The sequence below is a fragment of the Bradyrhizobium sp. ORS 375 genome, assembly GCF_000239775.1.
GTDB lineage: Bacteria > Pseudomonadota > Alphaproteobacteria > Rhizobiales > Xanthobacteraceae > Bradyrhizobium.
Map to the genome: position 1 here is coordinate 1 of NZ_CAFI01000373.1, position 16681 is coordinate 16681.

The 16681-nt window shown below is 66.5% G+C and carries 16 protein-coding genes and 1 pseudogene; 2 read left to right on the top strand and 15 right to left on the bottom strand.

Features of this window, described 5'->3' with window-relative positions:
- The 5 genes and pseudogenes from BRAO375_RS25885 to BRAO375_RS25905 all read right to left on the bottom strand — a co-directional run.
- A pseudogene (locus BRAO375_RS25885) lies at nucleotides 1–323 on the bottom strand (MFS transporter); the annotation flags it as partial.
- Nucleotides 324–336: 13 nt separating this feature from the next.
- Entirely contained in the window at nucleotides 337–669 is a 333-nt protein-coding gene (locus tag BRAO375_RS25890; RefSeq protein WP_009030398.1) for an MAPEG family protein, read from the bottom strand.
- Nucleotides 670–822: 153 nt separating this feature from the next.
- Complete coding sequence (gene curA, locus BRAO375_RS25895; RefSeq protein ID WP_009030399.1) at nucleotides 823–1857, bottom strand: NADPH-dependent curcumin/dihydrocurcumin reductase; 1035 nt, start codon at nucleotides 1855–1857, stop codon at nucleotides 823–825.
- A 319-nt stretch (nucleotides 1858–2176) separates the two neighbouring features.
- Nucleotides 2177–3664 carry an IMP dehydrogenase gene (gene guaB / locus BRAO375_RS25900; RefSeq protein ID WP_009030400.1) on the bottom strand — a complete coding sequence of 496 codons (1488 nt, stop codon included), beginning with the start codon at nucleotides 3662–3664 and terminating at the stop codon, nucleotides 2177–2179.
- A 251-nt stretch (nucleotides 3665–3915) separates the two neighbouring features.
- Nucleotides 3916–4164, bottom strand: coding sequence for a hypothetical protein (locus BRAO375_RS25905; RefSeq protein ID WP_009030401.1), 249 nt, complete (start codon nucleotides 4162–4164; stop codon nucleotides 3916–3918).
- Nucleotides 4165–4299: 135 nt separating this feature from the next.
- Between BRAO375_RS25905 and BRAO375_RS25910 the strand changes: the two genes are divergently transcribed.
- Nucleotides 4300–5787, top strand: a complete 1488-nt coding sequence (locus BRAO375_RS25910; protein WP_009030402.1) for a DHA2 family efflux MFS transporter permease subunit — start codon at nucleotides 4300–4302, stop codon at nucleotides 5785–5787.
- 79 nt (nucleotides 5788–5866) lie between these two features.
- On the opposite strand, the gene BRAO375_RS25915 is transcribed toward BRAO375_RS25910, so the two are convergent.
- On the bottom strand, nucleotides 5867–6340 hold the full coding sequence (locus BRAO375_RS25915) for an SgcJ/EcaC family oxidoreductase (protein ID WP_009030403.1): 474 nt from the start codon (nucleotides 6338–6340) through the stop codon (nucleotides 5867–5869).
- 161 nt (nucleotides 6341–6501) lie between these two features.
- Here BRAO375_RS25915 and BRAO375_RS25920 point away from each other — a divergent pair, with 161 nt between their 5' ends.
- The gene (locus BRAO375_RS25920; RefSeq protein WP_009030404.1) at nucleotides 6502–7035 is read left to right on the top strand and encodes a DUF1003 domain-containing protein; all 534 of its coding nucleotides are present in this window, start codon (nucleotides 6502–6504) and stop codon (nucleotides 7033–7035) included.
- Nucleotides 7036–7128: 93 nt separating this feature from the next.
- Here the strand turns inward: BRAO375_RS25920 and BRAO375_RS25925 are convergent, their stop codons facing one another.
- The 9 genes from BRAO375_RS25925 to BRAO375_RS25965 all read right to left on the bottom strand — a co-directional run bounded on the left by BRAO375_RS25925 (nucleotide 7129) and on the right by BRAO375_RS25965 (nucleotide 16625).
- On the bottom strand, nucleotides 7129–9102 hold the full coding sequence (locus tag BRAO375_RS25925; protein ID WP_009030405.1) for a glycosyltransferase family 2 protein: 1974 nt from the start codon (nucleotides 9100–9102) through the stop codon (nucleotides 7129–7131).
- A complete protein-coding gene (locus BRAO375_RS25930; RefSeq protein WP_009030406.1) occupies nucleotides 9102–10316 on the bottom strand; it encodes a hypothetical protein in 1215 nt (404 codons plus the stop codon). The genes BRAO375_RS25925 and BRAO375_RS25930 overlap by 1 nt, the downstream gene beginning before the upstream one ends.
- Nucleotides 10313–11788 carry an HlyD family secretion protein gene (locus tag BRAO375_RS25935; RefSeq protein ID WP_009030407.1) on the bottom strand — a complete coding sequence of 492 codons (1476 nt, stop codon included), beginning with the start codon at nucleotides 11786–11788 and terminating at the stop codon, nucleotides 10313–10315. Before BRAO375_RS25935 ends, BRAO375_RS25930 begins: the two co-directional genes overlap by 4 nt.
- A 199-nt stretch (nucleotides 11789–11987) precedes the next feature.
- Nucleotides 11988–13487: a tripartite tricarboxylate transporter permease gene (locus tag BRAO375_RS25940; protein WP_035642232.1), complete on the bottom strand. Its 1500-nt coding sequence runs from the start codon at nucleotides 13485–13487 to the stop codon at nucleotides 11988–11990.
- Entirely contained in the window at nucleotides 13487–13978 is a 492-nt protein-coding gene (locus BRAO375_RS25945; RefSeq protein ID WP_009030409.1) for a tripartite tricarboxylate transporter TctB family protein, read from the bottom strand. The genes BRAO375_RS25940 and BRAO375_RS25945 overlap by 1 nt, the downstream gene beginning before the upstream one ends.
- Nucleotides 13975–14940, bottom strand: a complete 966-nt coding sequence (locus BRAO375_RS25950) for a Bug family tripartite tricarboxylate transporter substrate binding protein (protein WP_035642234.1) — start codon at nucleotides 14938–14940, stop codon at nucleotides 13975–13977. Before BRAO375_RS25950 ends, BRAO375_RS25945 begins: the two co-directional genes overlap by 4 nt.
- A 169-nt stretch (nucleotides 14941–15109) precedes the next feature.
- Nucleotides 15110–15469 (bottom strand): hypothetical protein, encoded by a 360-nt coding sequence (locus BRAO375_RS25955; RefSeq protein WP_035642237.1) that lies wholly within the window; start codon nucleotides 15467–15469, stop codon nucleotides 15110–15112.
- Between the two features lie 78 nt (nucleotides 15470–15547).
- The gene (locus BRAO375_RS25960) at nucleotides 15548–15826 is read right to left on the bottom strand and encodes a DUF3551 domain-containing protein (protein WP_035642239.1); all 279 of its coding nucleotides are present in this window, start codon (nucleotides 15824–15826) and stop codon (nucleotides 15548–15550) included.
- 103 nt (nucleotides 15827–15929) lie between these two features.
- Nucleotides 15930–16625 (bottom strand): RlmE family RNA methyltransferase, encoded by a 696-nt coding sequence (locus tag BRAO375_RS25965; RefSeq protein ID WP_009030413.1) that lies wholly within the window; start codon nucleotides 16623–16625, stop codon nucleotides 15930–15932.
- Nucleotides 16626–16681: the final 56 nt, after the last annotated feature.

Consider the following 16681-nt stretch of genomic DNA (forward strand, 5'->3'; position numbering starts at 1 on the left):
TTCTCCTCGGCGGCGGTGAGAGGCGGCGGCGCGAAGCGGCTGCCGTCGCACATCGCGGCGATGGTCGGCACGTCCAGCCCGCGCTCGAGCTTGAGCATGCCGAGCACCCGCGCCCGCGCGGTGTCGTCCTCCATCACGTAAGCGCAGGAGGCGCGGCGGCGCAGCACGTCCCAGACGAGGCCGGCGATGGCGGCGCGGTCGCCGGAGCCGGCGAAGCGATGGCTGGTGCCCCAGTCCTTCAGCGCCTTGGCCGCCGGCGCCCTGTTGGCCTCGATGGACTCGATAATGTCGATGGCGGCGGACAGCCGGGCGGCGGGGGTCATCAAGGTATTCCGTTCAGATCAGGAGAAGCATCTTCAGGGCGAAATACAGCCACATCGCCAGCAGCACCAGCGCCGAGGCGGTCCAGGCGAGGCCACGCTTGTCTGCCCCGCTGATAAAGCCGGCATTGACGAAGCGGGTGACGACGAACACCCAGGACAGCAGCACGATCACCAGATCGGCATGGCGCAGCGGCAGCGCAATCGCGATCAGGGCGTAAAACAAGGTCGGCAGGCCGAATTCGTCGGCGGCGTCCGTGGCTTGGCCGCGCTTCCTATTCCAGAACAAGAGCGCGAAGGTGAGCGCAACCTCGACGAAGACGGGCAGCAGCACCATGGGCAGCGACATCGAAAATCCCCCTTTGGAATGACGAAGGCCCGGCATGGTGCCGGGCCCTCCTGGATGAACCGGTTCCCTCAGGACTCCCGATAAGGGGCTGTGGTTCCCGTGATTTTGCGGTCGCGCTGAACTTTCACATCAAGTGTGGCTCAGGCTTTGGGTTTAGGCGTTGTCCGGCCCGACCCGCACCAGCTGCTTGCCGAAGTTGGCCCCCTTCAGCAGGCCCATGAACGCGTCGGGCGCGTTCTCCAGGCCCTCGGTGACGTGCTCCTTGTACTTCACTTTGCCGTCGCGGACCCAGGCCGACATGTCCTTGAGGAAGTCGCCATGACGGGAGGCGAAGTCGGAGACGATGAAGCCGCGGATCAGCAGCCGCTTGGTCAGCACGTTGCGCATCAGCGCGCCGGCCCATTTCGGCGACGCCGACTGGGTGTCGTTGTAATGCGCGATCAGGCCGCAGACGGGCATGCGGGCGAAGGCGTTGAACAGCGGGAAGACGGCCTCGAACACCGGGCCGCCGACATTCTCGAAATAGACGTCGATGCCCTTCGGGCACGCCTCTTTCAGCTTGGCCGCGAGATCGGGATCGCGATGGTCGAGGCAGTCGTCGAAACCGAATTCCTTCTTCACGTAGTCGCATTTGTCCTTGCCGCCGGCGATGCCGATGGCGCGGGCGCCCTTGATTTTTGCAATTTGCCCGACCGCCGAACCGACCGCGCCGGAGGCGGCGGCGACCACGACGGTCTCGCCGGCCTTGGGCTGGCCGATGTCGAGCAGGCCGGTATAGGCGGTCATGCCGGGCATGCCGAGCACGCCCACCGCGGTCGAGATCGGCGCGAGGCTCGGGTCGACCTTGGCGAGGCCCTTGCCGTCGGAGATCGCATGCGTCTGCCAGCCGGCGCGCGCCAGCACGATGTCGCCGGGCTTGAAACCGGGATTGTTGGAGGCCACCACCTCGCACACGGTCCCCGCCTCCATCACGCCGCCGACCGGCACCGGCTGGGCATAGGACGGCCCGTCGCTCATCCGCCCGCGCATGTAGGGATCGAGCGACAGCCAGATCGTCCGCAGCAGCACCTCGCCGGCGCCGGGCGACGGCACGGCATAATCCTCGAGGCGGAAATCGCTGGGCTTGGGCTCGCCGACGGGACGCGCGGCGAGCACGATGCGCTTGGCTTGGGATGATCCTTGGGACATGGCGTTTCCTCTTCTTTGTTGATGTGACGCTCGGTGCCGGCCCGGTAGAGCCGTCATTGCGAGCGCAGCGAAGCAATCCAGGGCGGCGTGCGCAACCCCTGGATTGCGTCGTCGCTTCGCTCCTCGCAATGACGGAGAGAGCTGGGAAAGTCCCCGACGAGCGATGCTCTCTCCTCCGTCATTCCGGGGCGCGCGTCAGCGCGAACCCGGAATCCAGAGGTGAGGTGCGAGGGTGGTTGCGCAAGACAAGAGCGAGATTCCGGGTTCAGCACGCCGCGCGTTTGCGCGTCGTGCTGCCCCGGAATGACATGGGTGTGGCTTACGCCCCGCCCGGATAGTTCGGGCTTTCGCGCGTGATGGTCACGTCGTGGACGTGGCTTTCGCGCAGGCCGGCGCCGGTGATGCGGACGAACTCGGCCTTGGCGTGGAAGTCCTCGAGCGTCTTGGCGCCGACATAGCCCATGGCGGCACGGAGACCGCCGGCGAGCTGGTGCATGACGTTGCCGACCGGGCCCTTGTACGGCACCTGGCCCTCGATGCCCTCCGGCACGAGCTTGAGCGTGTCCTTGATGTCCTGCTGGAAGTAGCGGTCGGCCGAGCCGCGGGCCATCGCGCCGACCGAGCCCATGCCGCGATAGGCCTTGTAGGAGCGGCCCTGCCACAGGAAGACTTCGCCGGGGGTCTCGTCGGTGCCGGCGAGCAGCGAGCCGACCATGGCGACATCGGCACCGGCGGCGAGCGCCTTGGCGAGATCGCCGGAGAACTTGATGCCGCCGTCGGCGATGACCGGCACGTCGGCCTTCTTGGCCGCCTCGACCGCATCCATGATCGCGGTGAGCTGCGGCACGCCGACGCCGGCGACGATGCGGGTGGTGCAGATCGAGCCCGGGCCGATGCCGACCTTGACGGCGTCAGCGCCGGCATCGATCAGCGCCTGCGCGCCGTCGCGGGTGGCGATGTTGCCGGCGATCACCTGCACCGCGTTGGAGATGCGCTTGATGCGATTGACCGCCTCCAGCACGCGCGAGGAATGGCCATGCGCGGTGTCGACCACGACGAGGTCGACGCCGGCCTCGATCAGCTTCTCGGTGCGCTCGAAGCCGCCCTCGCCCACCGTCGTCGCGGCGGCGACGCGGAGCCGCCCCTGCGCGTCCTTGCAGGCGAGCGGATGCGCGACCGCCTTCTCCATGTCCTTGACGGTGATCAGGCCGACGCAGCGATACTGATCGTCGACGACGAGCAGCTTCTCGATGCGGTGCTTGTGCAGGATCTTCTTGGCCTCGTCCTGGCCGACGCCTTCGCGCACGGTGACGAGGTTCTCATGCGTCATCAGCTCGGAAATCTTCTGCCGCGGATCGGTGGCGAAGCGCACGTCGCGGTTGGTCAGGATGCCGACCAGCTTGCCGGGAATGCCCTTGCCGCTGCCGGTCACGACGGGAATCCCGGAGAAGCCGTAATCCTTCATCAGCGCCAGCGCATCGGCCAGCGTCGCGTCAGGCGAGATGGTCAGCGGGTTCACCACCATGCCGGATTCGAACTTCTTGACCTGGCGCACCTGGGCGGCCTGGCCCTCGGGATCGAAATTGCGGTGGATCACCCCGACACCGCCGGCCTGCGCCATGGCGATCGCCATGCGCGCCTCGGTGACGGTATCCATGGCGGACGCCATGATCGGAATGTTCAGCGGGATCTCGCGCGTCACGCGCGAGCGGATGTCGACCTCGGAGGGAAGCACATCGGAGAGGCCCGGCTTCAAGAGCACGTCGTCGAAGGTAAAGGCTTCGCGAAGTGTCTGCACGGTCGCCATCGTCAACTCCTTGTCTGCGGCCTGAACGACCGCGATGGGATTTAAGGATGAGCGGCGCCGCCGGCGAGACCATGCCTCGCCGTCGAATCGGAGCCCATCGGTGGGGTTGACGCGGGTCGATAGCATGGCCCCGTGACGAATCAAAGGGCCGATCCGCCGTCCTCCCGCGATTGCGAAAGACAGCCCGGATCGGCCCCTGATGCGCAACAAAAGGTCGCCAAAGCCCCGATTCCGGGGCAGAAGTTCCGCCGTTAGCGCCAGGCGCCCGGCGGCGGGCCATAGCGGCGGATGGCGTCGACCACCTCGCGGTGCCGCCGGTCCTCCCGCCGCATGTGCACGGCGATCAAGGCGTGCGCCGAGGGCACCAGCAGCAGCACGTGGAAGAACAGGCCGAGCACTAGGCACACTACGCACAGCAGCAGGTTGAAGATCGCCGCGAACGGCTGCCCGTTGAGCAGCAGACCCAGCGGCGGCACCAAAGCGGCGAGCAGGTAGATCATCGGCACATCTCCAATCAGCGACGCGACAGCGTCGCGCTGCATTTGGGGGGCCATGCCGGCTGCGCAATGGCCCCATTCGTCGCAGGGTGTTAAAGCCGCCGCGCCGGCCCGCCTCTGTCCCCTCCCCAGGATTCGATGAACAAGCAACGAATCATTCCGCTGATCGTCGCCACCGCCCTGTTCATGGAGAACATGGACTCCACGGTCATCGCAACCTCGCTGCCGGCGATCGCCAGGGATATCGGCACCAGCCCGCTGACCTTGAAGCTCGCGATCACGTCCTATCTGCTGTCGCTCGCGGTGTTCATCCCGGCGAGCGGCTGGACCGCCGACCGGTTCGGCGCGCGGCGGGTGTTCTCGAGCGCGGTCGCGGTGTTCATGATCGGCTCGATCGGCTGCGCGCTCGCCAACTCGGTCGAGAACTTCGTGTTCGCGCGCATCCTGCAGGGCATGGGCGGGGCGATGATGACGCCGGTCGGCCGGCTCGTGCTGCTGCGCTCCGTCGACAAGAGCGCGCTGGTCGGCGCGATGGCCTGGGTCACCATCCCCGCGCTGATCGGCCCTGTCATCGGGCCGCCGGTCGGCGGCTTCATCACCACCTATTTCTCCTGGCACTGGATCTTCCTGATCAACATCCCGATCGGCATCGTCGGCATCATCATGGCGCTGCGCTTCATCGATCCGATCAAGAGCGACAATCCCGAGCCGTTCGATCTCTACGGCATGGTGCTCGCCGGCATCGGCCTCGCCGGCCTCGCCTTCGGCCTGTCGGTCGCCGGGCTCAACCTGCTGCCCTGGTCGGTGGTCGGCAGCCTCGTCGCGATCGGCGCGATCTCGATGACGCTCTACGTCCGCCACTCCTGGCGGACCAATTCGCCGGTGCTCGACTTCTCGCTGCTGCGGCTGCCCACCTTGCGCGCGTCGATCGTCGGCGGCTTCATGTTCCGGCTCGGCATCGGCGCCCTGCCCTTCCTGCTGCCGCTCTTGATGCAGCTCGGCTTCGGGCTGTCGCCGTTCCAGTCCGGCCTCGTCACCTTCGGCTCCTCGGCCGGCGCGATGGGCATGAAGGCGCTGGCGGCGCGGCTGATCAAGACCTTCGGCTTCCGCCATCTGATGACGGTCAATGCCGTCGTCAGCTCGGTCTTCCTCGCCGCCTGCGCGCTGTTCACGCCGGCGACGCCGCTCTTGCTGATCGTCATCATCCTGTTCGTCGGCGGATTCTTCCGCTCGCTGCAGTTCACCGCGATCAACACGGTGGCCTATGCCGAGGTCGAGACCGCGCAGATGAGCCGCGCCACGACGCTCACCAGCGTCAACCAGCAGCTCGCGATCTCTGCCGGGGTCGCCGTCGGCGCGTTCTCGGTAGAGACGACGATGTGGGCGCATGGCGCCAGCCAGCTCACCGCGACCTCCTTCGCGCCGGCCTTCATCGTCGTCGCCATCACCTCGGCGCTGTCATCGATCTTCTTCTGGCAGATGCCCGACGATGCCGGCAGCGAGATCTCGGGCCGCAAGGTCGCGGCGATCGCGAGCCGCAAGGGCGCCGAGAAGGGCGTGGAAAAGGCAGCAACGAAGTCGGCGAGCGAAACCACGCACGACGCGCGGGATCAGAAGCTGGGATAGGTACGCCAGCCGATGGGCGATGTCAGGAGGCGCATCGGACCCGCCCCAGTTGGAAGCGAGTCCGGCGATCCGAGGCGGCCTACCGCTCCGGCATCATCGACGAGTGCAGATGGTCGATCTTCCAGGCGCCGTCCTCATAGCGATAGATGAACGAGTAGCGCGCCTTGACGTCGGTCTTCGTGCCGTTCGCGGGATCGGTCAGGGTCACCGTCCAGGTGCCGAGACGGGTCGCCGTGTTGCAGTCGAGCTCGGTCGTCGAGGTGTCGATGCGGCCGACCGGGCTGCTCTTGAGGAATTTCACGAAATAGTCGTTGACCGCCTCCGGCGTCGTGCGCGGCTGGTTCGACACGGTGGCGAGTAGCACTGGCTTCTTGGTGAAGAGCGCGGTGACCTTGGCAGGGTCCTTGGTCGCCCAGGCGTCGTTGAAGCTCGTGAACAGGCCCTCGACCTGCGTCTCCGATATCGTGGGACACTCCATGCTCTTGGCCTGGACTGCACTCACGGACGCTATCACGACGAGGGCCGACACGGTGGACTTCACTCCGATAGACACGTCTCTGTTCTCCTGTGGACAGTGGCGCCCATCTAAGTAGAAGCTGCGGTCCGGCAAGACGCTGCGACAACCTGGCCTGCGTCTCCGCGCCGCAAGCCACCTGCCTGGCATTCTTCGTCCGTCACCTGGAACGCCTGGCCGCAGCATGCCGTTTTCACGGCATGACCGAAGAGCTTGCACCGCGTCCTGCCCCGAACCCGGGCCTCACTCCCGCCCTCGAGCGCAACATCCAGGCGCTGGTCGACCGCCGCAAGCGCGAGGGGGCCGAGGCGACGGCGCAGCAAAAGGTCGCAGACGCGATCACGCGCTTCACCGGATCGATGATCTTCGTGTATCTGCACCTCCTGGTGTTCGGCTTCTGGATCTTGGCCAATCTGCACCTCGTGCCGGGCGTGCCGGCCTGGGACGAGAGCTTCGTCGTGCTGGCGATGATCGCCTCGGTCGAAGCGATCTTCCTGTCGACCTTCGTGCTGATCTCGCAGAACCGCATGGCCGGCGAAGCAGACAAGCGCGCCGATCTCGATCTGCAGATCAGCCTGCTGACCGAGCACGAGCTGACGCAGGTCGTGACGCTGCTGAACCAGATGGCGAAGCGAATGGGCATCGAGCCGGACGCCAAGCCCGAGCTGCGCGACGCATCGAAAGATATCGCCCCGGAGCGCGTGCTCGACAAGATCGAAGAAGCGCAAAGGTGAGGTAGCGGCCCCCCACAATCCGCATGAGCGTAAGCGACATGCTGTGTCGGACAACTCGAATCGCTGCGCTCGCCCCAGCTACGCGCTGGTACGTCAGCGGCCAACGAAGCCGCGGCGGGCGAGGCCTGCGAGGGCACCGCGCAGGCCGGCGCGGCCGGTGATGATGCCGCAGGAGGAGCTGAACAGGCGAACCACGAGCTGACGCCGCTGTGCTTCGGTCGGCTGCAAATGCAGATGCGTGGTCTTCTTTGAGACTGCATCGACGGAGGCGTCGATCCAGCCGAGACCATCGAGATGAAGCGGCATCGCGCTTCCTGGCTTCGTCATGCCTCGGCGCGATAACGCCACGCGCGCGGACGACAACGATAGCGCCTCGACGCGGCATGGCACCACCGCGCCACCTTGCGCCAGCCACCCTGCTTCGTCCGTGGGAAACAGATCCTCGGCCCGCGGCAGCTCGAAGCAGACGAGGAACGCGATGAAGGCGATCAGCATGGCGATGCCGGCCCACAGCAGGTTGAAATAATCGATCGACGAGATCTCGCTGGCTGCATTGGGCGACACGAAGGCCCAGACGATAGCCGCCGCCGAGCTTGCGGCGATCAGGCCGAAGATCGTGGCCAGCTTGCCGTGGACGCGCGGCTGCGAGCGGTCGCCGCCTTTGTCGGTGACCTTGAACGGGCGGCCAAACGGCCTCACGAGAGAGCTGAGCAAGGTCGCGGTGATGGCAAAGCACGTCACCGCATGCGTCGCCTCCATGAACAGCGGCAAGGTCTTCGCGCGCGAGATCCATCCCATGTAGATGATGGTGCCCAGCAGAGCCGGAACGCCATAACGCAGAAACGACAGGTAATCGGCTTCAAACGCCGGCAGGCCTGCGAACCAGTAGATCGGAGGGGCGATCAGCAACAGCACCATGAACGGCTTGCATAGCCAGTTCAGCACGCCATGCAGGAAGTGCCATCGCTGGGTGAAGCTGTAGCCGCGGCTGCGCATCGGACCGTCGCGCAGCAGCGCGACCTGGATCGTGCCGAGACACCAGCGGGCGCGCTGAGTGATGTATTCCGGCACGCCCTCGGCGGAGAGACCGAAGCTGAGCGGCTCGTTGAGCCAGACCGTGCGATGACCGCGCTTGAGCAGCGTGTAAGTGAGATTGAGATCCTCGGAGATCGCCGCATGCGGAAAGCCGCCGATTTCCATCAGACGCTCCCGCCGCACCACGAACGAGGTGCCGACGCAGAAGGCGCAGCCCCAGGCATCCTTGGCCGGCTGGAACACGTCGAAGAAGAAGCGCTGGTCGTCGACCCAATGGCGAGATGCCAACAGATTGTGCTGGATCGGGTCGGGGTTGTAGTAGAATTGCGGCGTCTGCACGACGGCGATGTCAGGCTCGGACAGCAACAGGGCGACCGTGCGCAGCAGGAAATCGCGGCGGGGCGCGAAATCGGCGTCGAGCACCAGAATGACCGGCGCGTTCGACTGCTGCGCCGTCGCAGCCAGAGCGTTGTTGAGATTGCCGGCCTTGGCGCCCTTGTTATCGGGCCGCGTCAGATGGCGCGCGCCGACCTCGTCGCAGAACGTGCGCAGCCAGTCGCGACGGGTGTCGTCGAGCACCCAGACGGTCTTGTTGGCGTAGTCGAGCGCGAGTGCGGCAAGGATCGAGCGCTCCACGATCTCCATCGGCTCGTCATAGGTGCAGATGAAGATGTCGACCGCCGGCTGCTCGCCCCGCGCGGCCAGCGCGCGCTGCGCGGCGTCGGCCTGTCCCGAGCGGTCGACGCTGCGGGTGAGGATCAGGATCGACATCAGCGTGTAGAGAACGGCGACGATCTCGAGCGCAATGAACAACCGCGGCCACAGCGCCTGCAAGGTCAGATCGAATGCCGGCAGCGTGTCCTGCCAGCGCCACCACGTGTAGATCAGCAGGAACGATGCCGCCGTCGCCGCGAACAGGGCGCGATCGCGCCAGCGCGTCGGGTCGAGCAGCCGGGCCATCACCAGGAGCCCGAGCAGGACTCCAAGGTCGGTCGTCAGCACCGACGCAGCATCTCTGGGAAGTGGAAACATCAGGGCACCTTCGCGCCGGTGAACGGGTTCCAGCCGGTCTCGGCGAGCACGGCCCAGGCGGTCGCGCCGAGATGCGGCCGCTTGTAGTAGAAGAAGTCGGGAATCGTGTTGGTCCCGCTCGGATCGATCGACAGGCCCGTGCTCACGCGCGCGTCGCGCGTCGCGTTCAGGAGCCCTGAGGAGGTTCGATCCTTGCGCATGGCCGCCAGCAGCCGCTCGCCCGCCGCGGCGTTGCCGGCCATGCGATAGGCCAGCGCGGCCTGCGCCGTGCCCTCGACCCAGACGCCGTCGCGGTCGCCGTTGAAGTCGAAGCCGTCCTCGACGGCGAGATGGGCTTGCGCAAAGCCGAGCGCCTTGCGCCAGTCTGGCGCATCAGGCACCGCCATCCACGGCCATAGCTGCACGTCGAGCGCGAGCAGCTTGTCGTCGGCGAGGCTGCCGTCGGGCTTGGTTCCGAGCAGGAAATGATCGCCGCGGAACGCACGATCGAGCAGCCGGCGCGCGGTCTGCGCCGCAGCCTGGTAGCGCGGCGCGGAGGTGAGACGAAAGAGCCACGACGCAACGGCGTAGATGTCGGCATTGTGCTCGGTCGACATCCAGGTGAGACGCGCCTGCTGCGGATCATAGCCGTGAAAGCCACCGCTGAAACCCTCGGACCCGTTGCTCGCGTTGGCGATGATCCAGTCCATCAGGCGCTTTGCGCCGGACAGATAGTTCGCGTCCCCGGTCGCCTGGTGCAGCGTCAGCAGCGCGAGCGCCGCCCACGCGACATTGCCGGTCGCGGTGCCGTCCTGCGCGGCATCCTCGCCCCAGATGTTCTTCTGATAGTCCCACCAGCCCGGCAGCAGCGCCGCACCGCGACCGAGGGGACCGGCGCGATAGGCGTTGCGCAGACGCCCGTCGTCGAAGGTGCGGTCGTAGGTCGCCGCCTGCACCAACGCGTTGCCGATCGCCCGCGCCTGATCGACATGGTCGCAAGCGACGAGCGCGATCGCCGCGAGCGCGTTGTCGTACACGAATGCCGTGGTCGAGAGACCGAGCGGCAGAGCCTCCTCGCCGGCACCGGGCTCGTAGCTGCGGACGAACGCCGCGTCCTTGCCCTGCAACTTGGGTCCGACCGCCTGCACCAGCCCGGGACAGAACGACGATTCGGCGCGCGCGGAAGATGCGCCGAGCAGCGCCATCGACAGCATCAGCATGACGAGCAGCCTCATCGCGCCGACGCCGCGCCCACCGCCGGCAGCCAGGGGTCGTCGAGCTGCGACTGCTGCGTGGACGACTGCGATCGCAAGGCGGAATCGAGCTTGGTCACGCCGGCGCGCCGTGTCGCTTCATCGGGCTCGGACGAATCGAGATCGGCGATCGAGGCGACGAGGTGGCCGATCCGGCGCCAGGTCACCGACATCGACGGCACGATGCCGTTGTCGCGGGTGACGGTCACCCACTGCCCCACCGTGCAGGCCGGCGTCGCCGCTGAGGCCGGCTGCGCCGCGGCACTGTCGGCCGCGTCGGGCGTAATCATCACGTAGAGCTCGCGCCGCTCCGTCTGCGGAAACGGCACCGCGAAGCGCTCGTCGACCTTGTCGCTGGTCTTCGGCAGCACGGCGCTGACGACGCCGGTGTGAAACCCGCCGCCCTCGATGCGCACCTTGGTGCCCGGTTTCATCGCTTCACCCTGCCGGTAGGAGAAGATCGCGACCACGAAGCGCTTGTCGCAATCGACCACCGAGGCGATCGTATCGCCGGCGCTGACCTGGCGTCCAGTATCGGCGCCGACCGCGAGCACCTTGCCTGGACCGGGCGACAGCACATCGGCGGCGGCGAGCCGCGCCAGCCGCGCGCGCTCCGACTTGATCAGCCCTTCGAGATCATCGAGCACGGCCGATTGCTGCTTCTCCTCGATCTCCATCCGCCTGGCATCTAGATCGATGTCTCGGCGCTTCTGGCCGAGCATGTTCAGAGCGACGAGGTCCTCACCGACATAGATGCCGGCGTTCAGCGCCTTCAACTGCGCCTGCTTCTGGTTCAGCTTGGCGGTCTGGGCGTCGGTGTCGTGTAGCGCCGCCGCATATTGCTGCTCGGTCGGCTTCAGCATCTCGACGCTGGCAGCGTCGCGCGCGACCATGCGGTTCTGCCGGTCGACGATCGCCTTCTTCTCGGTGCTCTGCGCGTTCGACTGCGCGACGCGGGCGCGCAGCTCCTCGATCTGCGATTGCAGCTGCGCCTTCAATTGCTCGGCCTGACTCGCGATCTCCTGATCGAGCGAAGAGACATAGGTGACGTCAGACTGGTGCTTGGCGCGGGTCGCATTGAGCTTCTGACGCGCGTCGCCCGCTTTCTCCTCCAGCGAGATCAGCGTGGTGCGGTCCAGGCGCGAATTGGTGATCTCGGCGAGCCGATCGCCGGAGCGAACCTCGCCGCCTGGTTTGGCCGTGAGCGCATCGACCTGGCCGGCAATCGGCGAGGTCAGCAGCATGACAGGCGCATTCACCACGGCGCGATCGGACTGGTCAGCAACAATCGGCGGCACCACGGCGGTCAGCATCAGCGCCGACAGGATGCCGGCGACGCCGATGGCGGACGCGCGCAGGATCACGGAATGGCGCGGCGGCCGCGCCGGAATCTTCGGAGCTGACGGACGTGGTGCGGCGGCTGGCTTGAAACCGTCATCGAAGCGATCGGTCATCGGGTCTCTTTCGGTTTGGGGTGACACGCCCCGAAAGACGCTTCCTCAACTGATCCGAGGTTCCAGGCCCCGGTCTCGATGGTTCAAGCGCAAACCAGATCACGCGGACATCGTTTCAAGCCGAGTCCGATCTTCGCCCTTTCTGCCGGTCACGTTATGTTGCAGTGCGATCGCACGGTTTCCCGCTTGCACGCCACACTCAATCCTCATTCGCCTTGAAGCGCCCGAGTCCCTTCAAGATGAACGGCGCGATCAGCGCAATCAGCGCGACAACTAACAACGTCGCGGAGATCGGAGATTGCAGCAACGTCATGGGATCACCCAGGCTGATCGCCAGCGCACGGCGCAACTGGCTCTCGGCGATCGGACCGAGGATCAGTCCGACGACGACGGGCGCGATCGGGAAGTCGAAGCGGCGCATCAGGAAGCCGAGCACGCCAAAGCCGGCCAGCATCGACAATTCGACCACTGACGGTTTCGCAGCGATCGTGCCCATCGTCGCGAACACGAGGATGCCGGCGTAGAGCCAGGGCGTCGGGATCTTCAAGAGCCGCACCCAGAGGCCGACCAGCGGCAGGTTCAGCACCAGCAGCATCGTGTTGGCGATGAACAGGCTCGCGATCAGACCCCAGACCAGATCGGGGCGCTCGGCGAACAGCAGCGGTCCCGGGTTGAGGCCATATTGCTGGAAGCCCGCGAGCATCATTGCTGCCGTCGCCGACGTCGGCAGGCCGAGCGTCAGCAGCGGAACCAGCGTGCCTGCGGCTGAGGCATTGTTGGCAGCCTCTGGACCGGCGACGCCTTCGATCGCGCCCTTGCCGAACTCATCGGGATATTTGGTCAGCCGTCGCTCGGTCGAATAGGACAGAAAGGTCGGGATCTCCGCGCCGCCCGCCGGCAGCGCGCCGATCGGGAAGCCGAACATCGTGCCGCGCAGCCACGGCTTCCAGGAGCGCCTCCAGTCCTCGCGCGTCATCCACAGCGAGCCTTTGACGGCCTCGATCTTCTCCTCGGTGTGATGCCGCCGCGAGGCGACGTAGAGCGCCTCGCCCACGGCGAACAGGCCGACCGCAAGCGTCGTCACCTCGACGCCATCGAGCAGCTCCGGCACGCCGAAGGCGAGCCGTGCCTGTCCGGTGAGCTTGTCGATGCCGACAAGGCCGAGCACCAGCCCGATGAACAGGCTTGTCAGACCACGGATCGGCGAGTCGCCGAAGGTCGCCGACACCGTGATGAAGGCGACGCACATCAGCGCGAAATAGTCCTCCGGCCCGAAGCGGACGGCGATGTCGACGAGATAAGGTGAGAGGAAGGCGAGGCCGATGGTGGCGATGGTACCTGCGACGAAGGAGCCGATCGCCGATGTCGCCAGCGCCGGACCGCCACGGCCGGCCTTGGCCATCTTGTTGCCCTCGAGTGCGGTCGCCATCGAGGCGCTCTCGCCCGGCGTGTTGATCAGGATCGCGGTGGTCGAGCCGCCATACATGCCGCCGTAATAGATGCCGGCGAACATGATCAGCGAGCCGCCCGGATCGAGCTTGTAGGTGACCGGCAGCAGCAGCGCGACCGTGAGCGCCGGCCCGATGCCCGGCAGCACGCCGACGGCGGTGCCGAGGAAGACGCCGATCAGCGCATAGAGCAGGTTCATGGGCTGGACGGCGATCGCCATCCCATGCGCGAGCGCGGCGAAGGTGTCCATCAGAGCAGTCTTTCGAGCGGGCCGGCGGGAAGGCTCAAGGTGAGCAGGCGATCGAAGGCCATGTAGATCAGCGTCGTCAGCACCGCGCCGATGAGGAGGTCGGTGGCGAAGGCGCGGCGACCGAACGCCGCCGAGGTCGTGACGAACAGCGCGGTGGTGGCCAGAATGAAGCCGCCGCCGAAGCCGATGATGGCGATCAACAGTCCCATCCCCACCAGGATCAGCAGCACCGCAATCGGATCGGCGCTCTCGCGCGCTGGCAGGTTGCCCCTGATCGCATCGATCAGATTGGCGAGAGCGAGGATGCCGAGCCCGATCGCGATCACCACCGGCATGACCTGCGGGCCCATGCCGTACATGGTCGTCGCCGGGATCTGGTTGGCGTCATAGACCAGCACCAGCGCGACGGCGGCCAGCAGCGCCGCAATGACGATGCCGGCCTTGTCGATGCCTCGCGCGCGTGTCTCCGTGCCAGCGCTCTCCGTCGTCATGACTTCACGAGACCGACCGATTTCAGCACGTCGGTGACCCGGACGTTCTCCTTCTTCAGGAAGTCGGCGAAGGCATCACCCGCGAGATAGGCGTCATCCCAGCCCTTCTGCTTCAGGATCTCCTTCCACGCATCCGACTTGACCATCTTCTCGACGGCCTCGCTGAGCGTCTTCTTCTGCTCCGGCGTGATGCCGGGCGCGGCCACCACCGAGCGCCAGTTGGCGAGCACGAGGTCGATGCCCTGCTCCTTGAAGGTCGGGATGTCGACGCCGGGGATGCGGTTCTCCGAGGACACGCCGATCGCGCGCAGCTTGCCGCTCTTGATCTGCCCGTCATATTCGGACAGGCCAGAGATGCCCGCCGTGACCTTGCCGCCGAGGATCGCCGCCAGCGACTCGCCGCCGCCGGAGAACGGGATGTAGTTGACCTTCTTGGCGTCGGCCCCCACCGTGCCCGCAAACAGCGCCGCCATGACGTGATCGACGCCGCCGGCCGAGCCGCCGGCAAAGGTCACCTTGGCGATGTCGGCCTTCAATGCGGCAGCCAGATCCTGCGCATTCTTGATCGGCGAGTTCGCCGGCACCACGATGACCTGGATCTCCTCGGTCAGGCGCGCGATCGGCGTCACCTGCTCCAAGGTCACCGGCGACTTGTTCATGGCCAGCGCGCCGACCATGACGAAGCCGTTGACCATCAGCTGGTTGCCGTCGCCCTTGGCGCCGTTGACGAACTGCGCGATGCCCACGGTGCCGCCGGCGCCGGCGACGTTGGTGACCTGGACGCTGCGCGCAACGCCCGAGGCGACGAACGCCTGCTGCATCGCCCGCGCGGTCTGATCCCAGCCGCCGCCGGGCGCGGCCGGTGCCATCACCTTCAACTCGAGCTGCTGGGCGGAGACCGGCGCGCCGGCAAGGGTCATCAAGGCGACGACGGCGCCGAACAGGCGCGTACGGAACGACATCAAAGCAGTCCTCCAGGGTGGGCCGAACGAGCGGCTCGCGTTTCTTCTCTTGCCTCTCAGAAGCGGCATTTCAGCGGGAAAACGGCGCCCTGTCCAGACGCGATCGCTCGCGCGCCGCAACTCCGCTGCAGCAGCGGCCGCCCTGAGAAGACGCTGGTGAAGAAAGACCCTAGCCGCAGGTCCAGACCATGCCGACCGGCGTGCGGGTCCAGCACGGGCCGAAGCTGCCGCCGTTATAATGGCCGCGATAGAAACCGGGCTGGCCGAAATAGTGCCACTCGCCGTTGTACAGCATGTATTTCGGCGTGCCGTCGATGTACCAGTGGCGGCGGCTGCCGCGCGGTCCGTTGCGCATCGCCTCCTTGTCCGCGTACAGCGGCAGGCTGTTGTTCGGCGGCTGCTTGTAGCCCGGCAGAAAGCCGTAGCCCTGCCAGCGTTGCGCCTTGCGCTTGTGCGATGGCGCGGCGATCGCGATCGCCGGCACCAGCAGCAGGAGCGTCACGATGGAAATGATGAAACGATGCGGCATGGCGGCCCGCTGACTGGAAGTCTCGGATCTTGAGCTTGATTGTGCGGCACGGCAATGGCCGTTCCGTCACGACATGTTTCAGCGATGCCGTCGATGTGCGCGACGCGGCGGAGGCTGCGGCGGCGCGTAGAACGGATTGAGGTCGCACATCGCTGATCGGCCGGACGCAGTCGCGCGACATTGCGGCAGCGAGGTATAGCTGCAGTCGATCCACTCGCCCCCGCCGAACCGGCCGCCTTCATAGACCTTCATGCACACGGGATAGCGCGGATCGTAGGCCTGGGCGTGAGCCGGGCCCGATACGGCGATCCCGACCATCAAACCCAGCGCGAGGGCGCTCCAGCTCAGGACACGCATGCAGGACCTCCGGAGTTCAAGTCTCGCCGGCCCTAAGCCGATTCCCGAGACCTTGATTGCACCTGCTCTGTATCGCCAGGACCGCGCCGTCGCAATGACGCCATTACAACAGGTCGGCCTGCTCTCCGCCGCGGAAGCCCATCGCCAGCACATAGCGCTCCGACGAATCCTGCCGGCTCGCCGCCGGCTTGACGTGGCGCACGCTGGCGTAATCGCGCTTGAGCTGGGCCAGCAGCTCGGCATCGGCACCGCTCTGGAAGGTCTTGGCGAGGAAGCTGCCGCCCGGCTTGAGCACCTCGCCGGCGAAGTGCGCGGCGAGTTCCACGAGGCCGACGATGCGCAGCTGGTCGGTCTTGCGATGGCCGGTGGTGTTGGCCGCCATGTCCGACATCACCACGTCGGCCCGCCCGCCCATCATGGCGCGGAGCTTCTCCGGCGCATCCTGGGCGTGGAAGTCGAGCTGGGCGAAGGTCACGCCGGGGATCTCGCCCATCTCCAGGAGATCGATGGCCACCACCTTGCCCTTCCCCGCCTCTGCGCCGACGCGGCGCGCCGCGATCTGGCTCCAGCCGCCGGGTGCGGCGCCGAGGTCGACCACGGTCATGCCGGGCTTGAGCAGGTGATATTTGTCGTCGATCTCGAGCAGCTTGTAGGTTGCGCGCGAGCGATAGCCGTCGCGCTTGGCCTGCGCGACATAGGGATCGTTGAGCTGGCGCTCCAGCCAGAGTTTCGAGGACAGCTTGCGCTTGCCCCCGGTCTTGACCTGCACATGCATGCGGCCGGTGGTGTCTTTTGCCATGTGTTTCTCTGTCGTCGTGTCCAGATGCCGACGAACAACGGTAGCAGTCAGTGGCT

What these genes read in the sequence shown, in the direction of transcription:
- BRAO375_RS25965 (WP_009030413.1), bottom strand. Translation starts at nt 16,625, where the DNA reads ATGGCAAAAGACACCACCGGCCGCATGCATGTGCAGGTCAAGACCGGG.
- curA (WP_009030399.1), bottom strand. Translation starts at nt 1,857, where the DNA reads ATGTCCCAAGGATCATCCCAAGCCAAGCGCATCGTGCTCGCCGCGCGT.
- BRAO375_RS25945 (WP_009030409.1), bottom strand. Translation starts at nt 13,978, where the DNA reads ATGACGACGGAGAGCGCTGGCACGGAGACACGCGCGCGAGGCATCGAC.
- BRAO375_RS25905 (WP_009030401.1), bottom strand. Translation starts at nt 4,164, where the DNA reads ATGATCTACCTGCTCGCCGCTTTGGTGCCGCCGCTGGGTCTGCTGCTC.
- BRAO375_RS25955 (WP_035642237.1), bottom strand. Translation starts at nt 15,469, where the DNA reads ATGCCGCATCGTTTCATCATTTCCATCGTGACGCTCCTGCTGCTGGTG.
- BRAO375_RS25935 (WP_009030407.1), bottom strand. Translation starts at nt 11,788, where the DNA reads ATGACCGATCGCTTCGATGACGGTTTCAAGCCAGCCGCCGCACCACGT.
- BRAO375_RS25910 (WP_009030402.1), top strand. Translation starts at nt 4,300, where the DNA reads ATGAACAAGCAACGAATCATTCCGCTGATCGTCGCCACCGCCCTGTTC.
- BRAO375_RS25925 (WP_009030405.1), bottom strand. Translation starts at nt 9,102, where the DNA reads ATGTTTCCACTTCCCAGAGATGCTGCGTCGGTGCTGACGACCGACCTT.
- BRAO375_RS25890 (WP_009030398.1), bottom strand. Translation starts at nt 669, where the DNA reads ATGTCGCTGCCCATGGTGCTGCTGCCCGTCTTCGTCGAGGTTGCGCTC.
- BRAO375_RS25920 (WP_009030404.1), top strand. Translation starts at nt 6,502, where the DNA reads ATGACCGAAGAGCTTGCACCGCGTCCTGCCCCGAACCCGGGCCTCACT.
- BRAO375_RS25960 (WP_035642239.1), bottom strand. Translation starts at nt 15,826, where the DNA reads ATGCGTGTCCTGAGCTGGAGCGCCCTCGCGCTGGGTTTGATGGTCGGG.
- BRAO375_RS25950 (WP_035642234.1), bottom strand. Translation starts at nt 14,940, where the DNA reads ATGTCGTTCCGTACGCGCCTGTTCGGCGCCGTCGTCGCCTTGATGACC.
- BRAO375_RS25940 (WP_035642232.1), bottom strand. Translation starts at nt 13,487, where the DNA reads ATGGACACCTTCGCCGCGCTCGCGCATGGGATGGCGATCGCCGTCCAG.
- guaB (WP_009030400.1), bottom strand. Translation starts at nt 3,664, where the DNA reads ATGGCGACCGTGCAGACACTTCGCGAAGCCTTTACCTTCGACGACGTG.
- BRAO375_RS25930 (WP_009030406.1), bottom strand. Translation starts at nt 10,316, where the DNA reads ATGAGGCTGCTCGTCATGCTGATGCTGTCGATGGCGCTGCTCGGCGCA.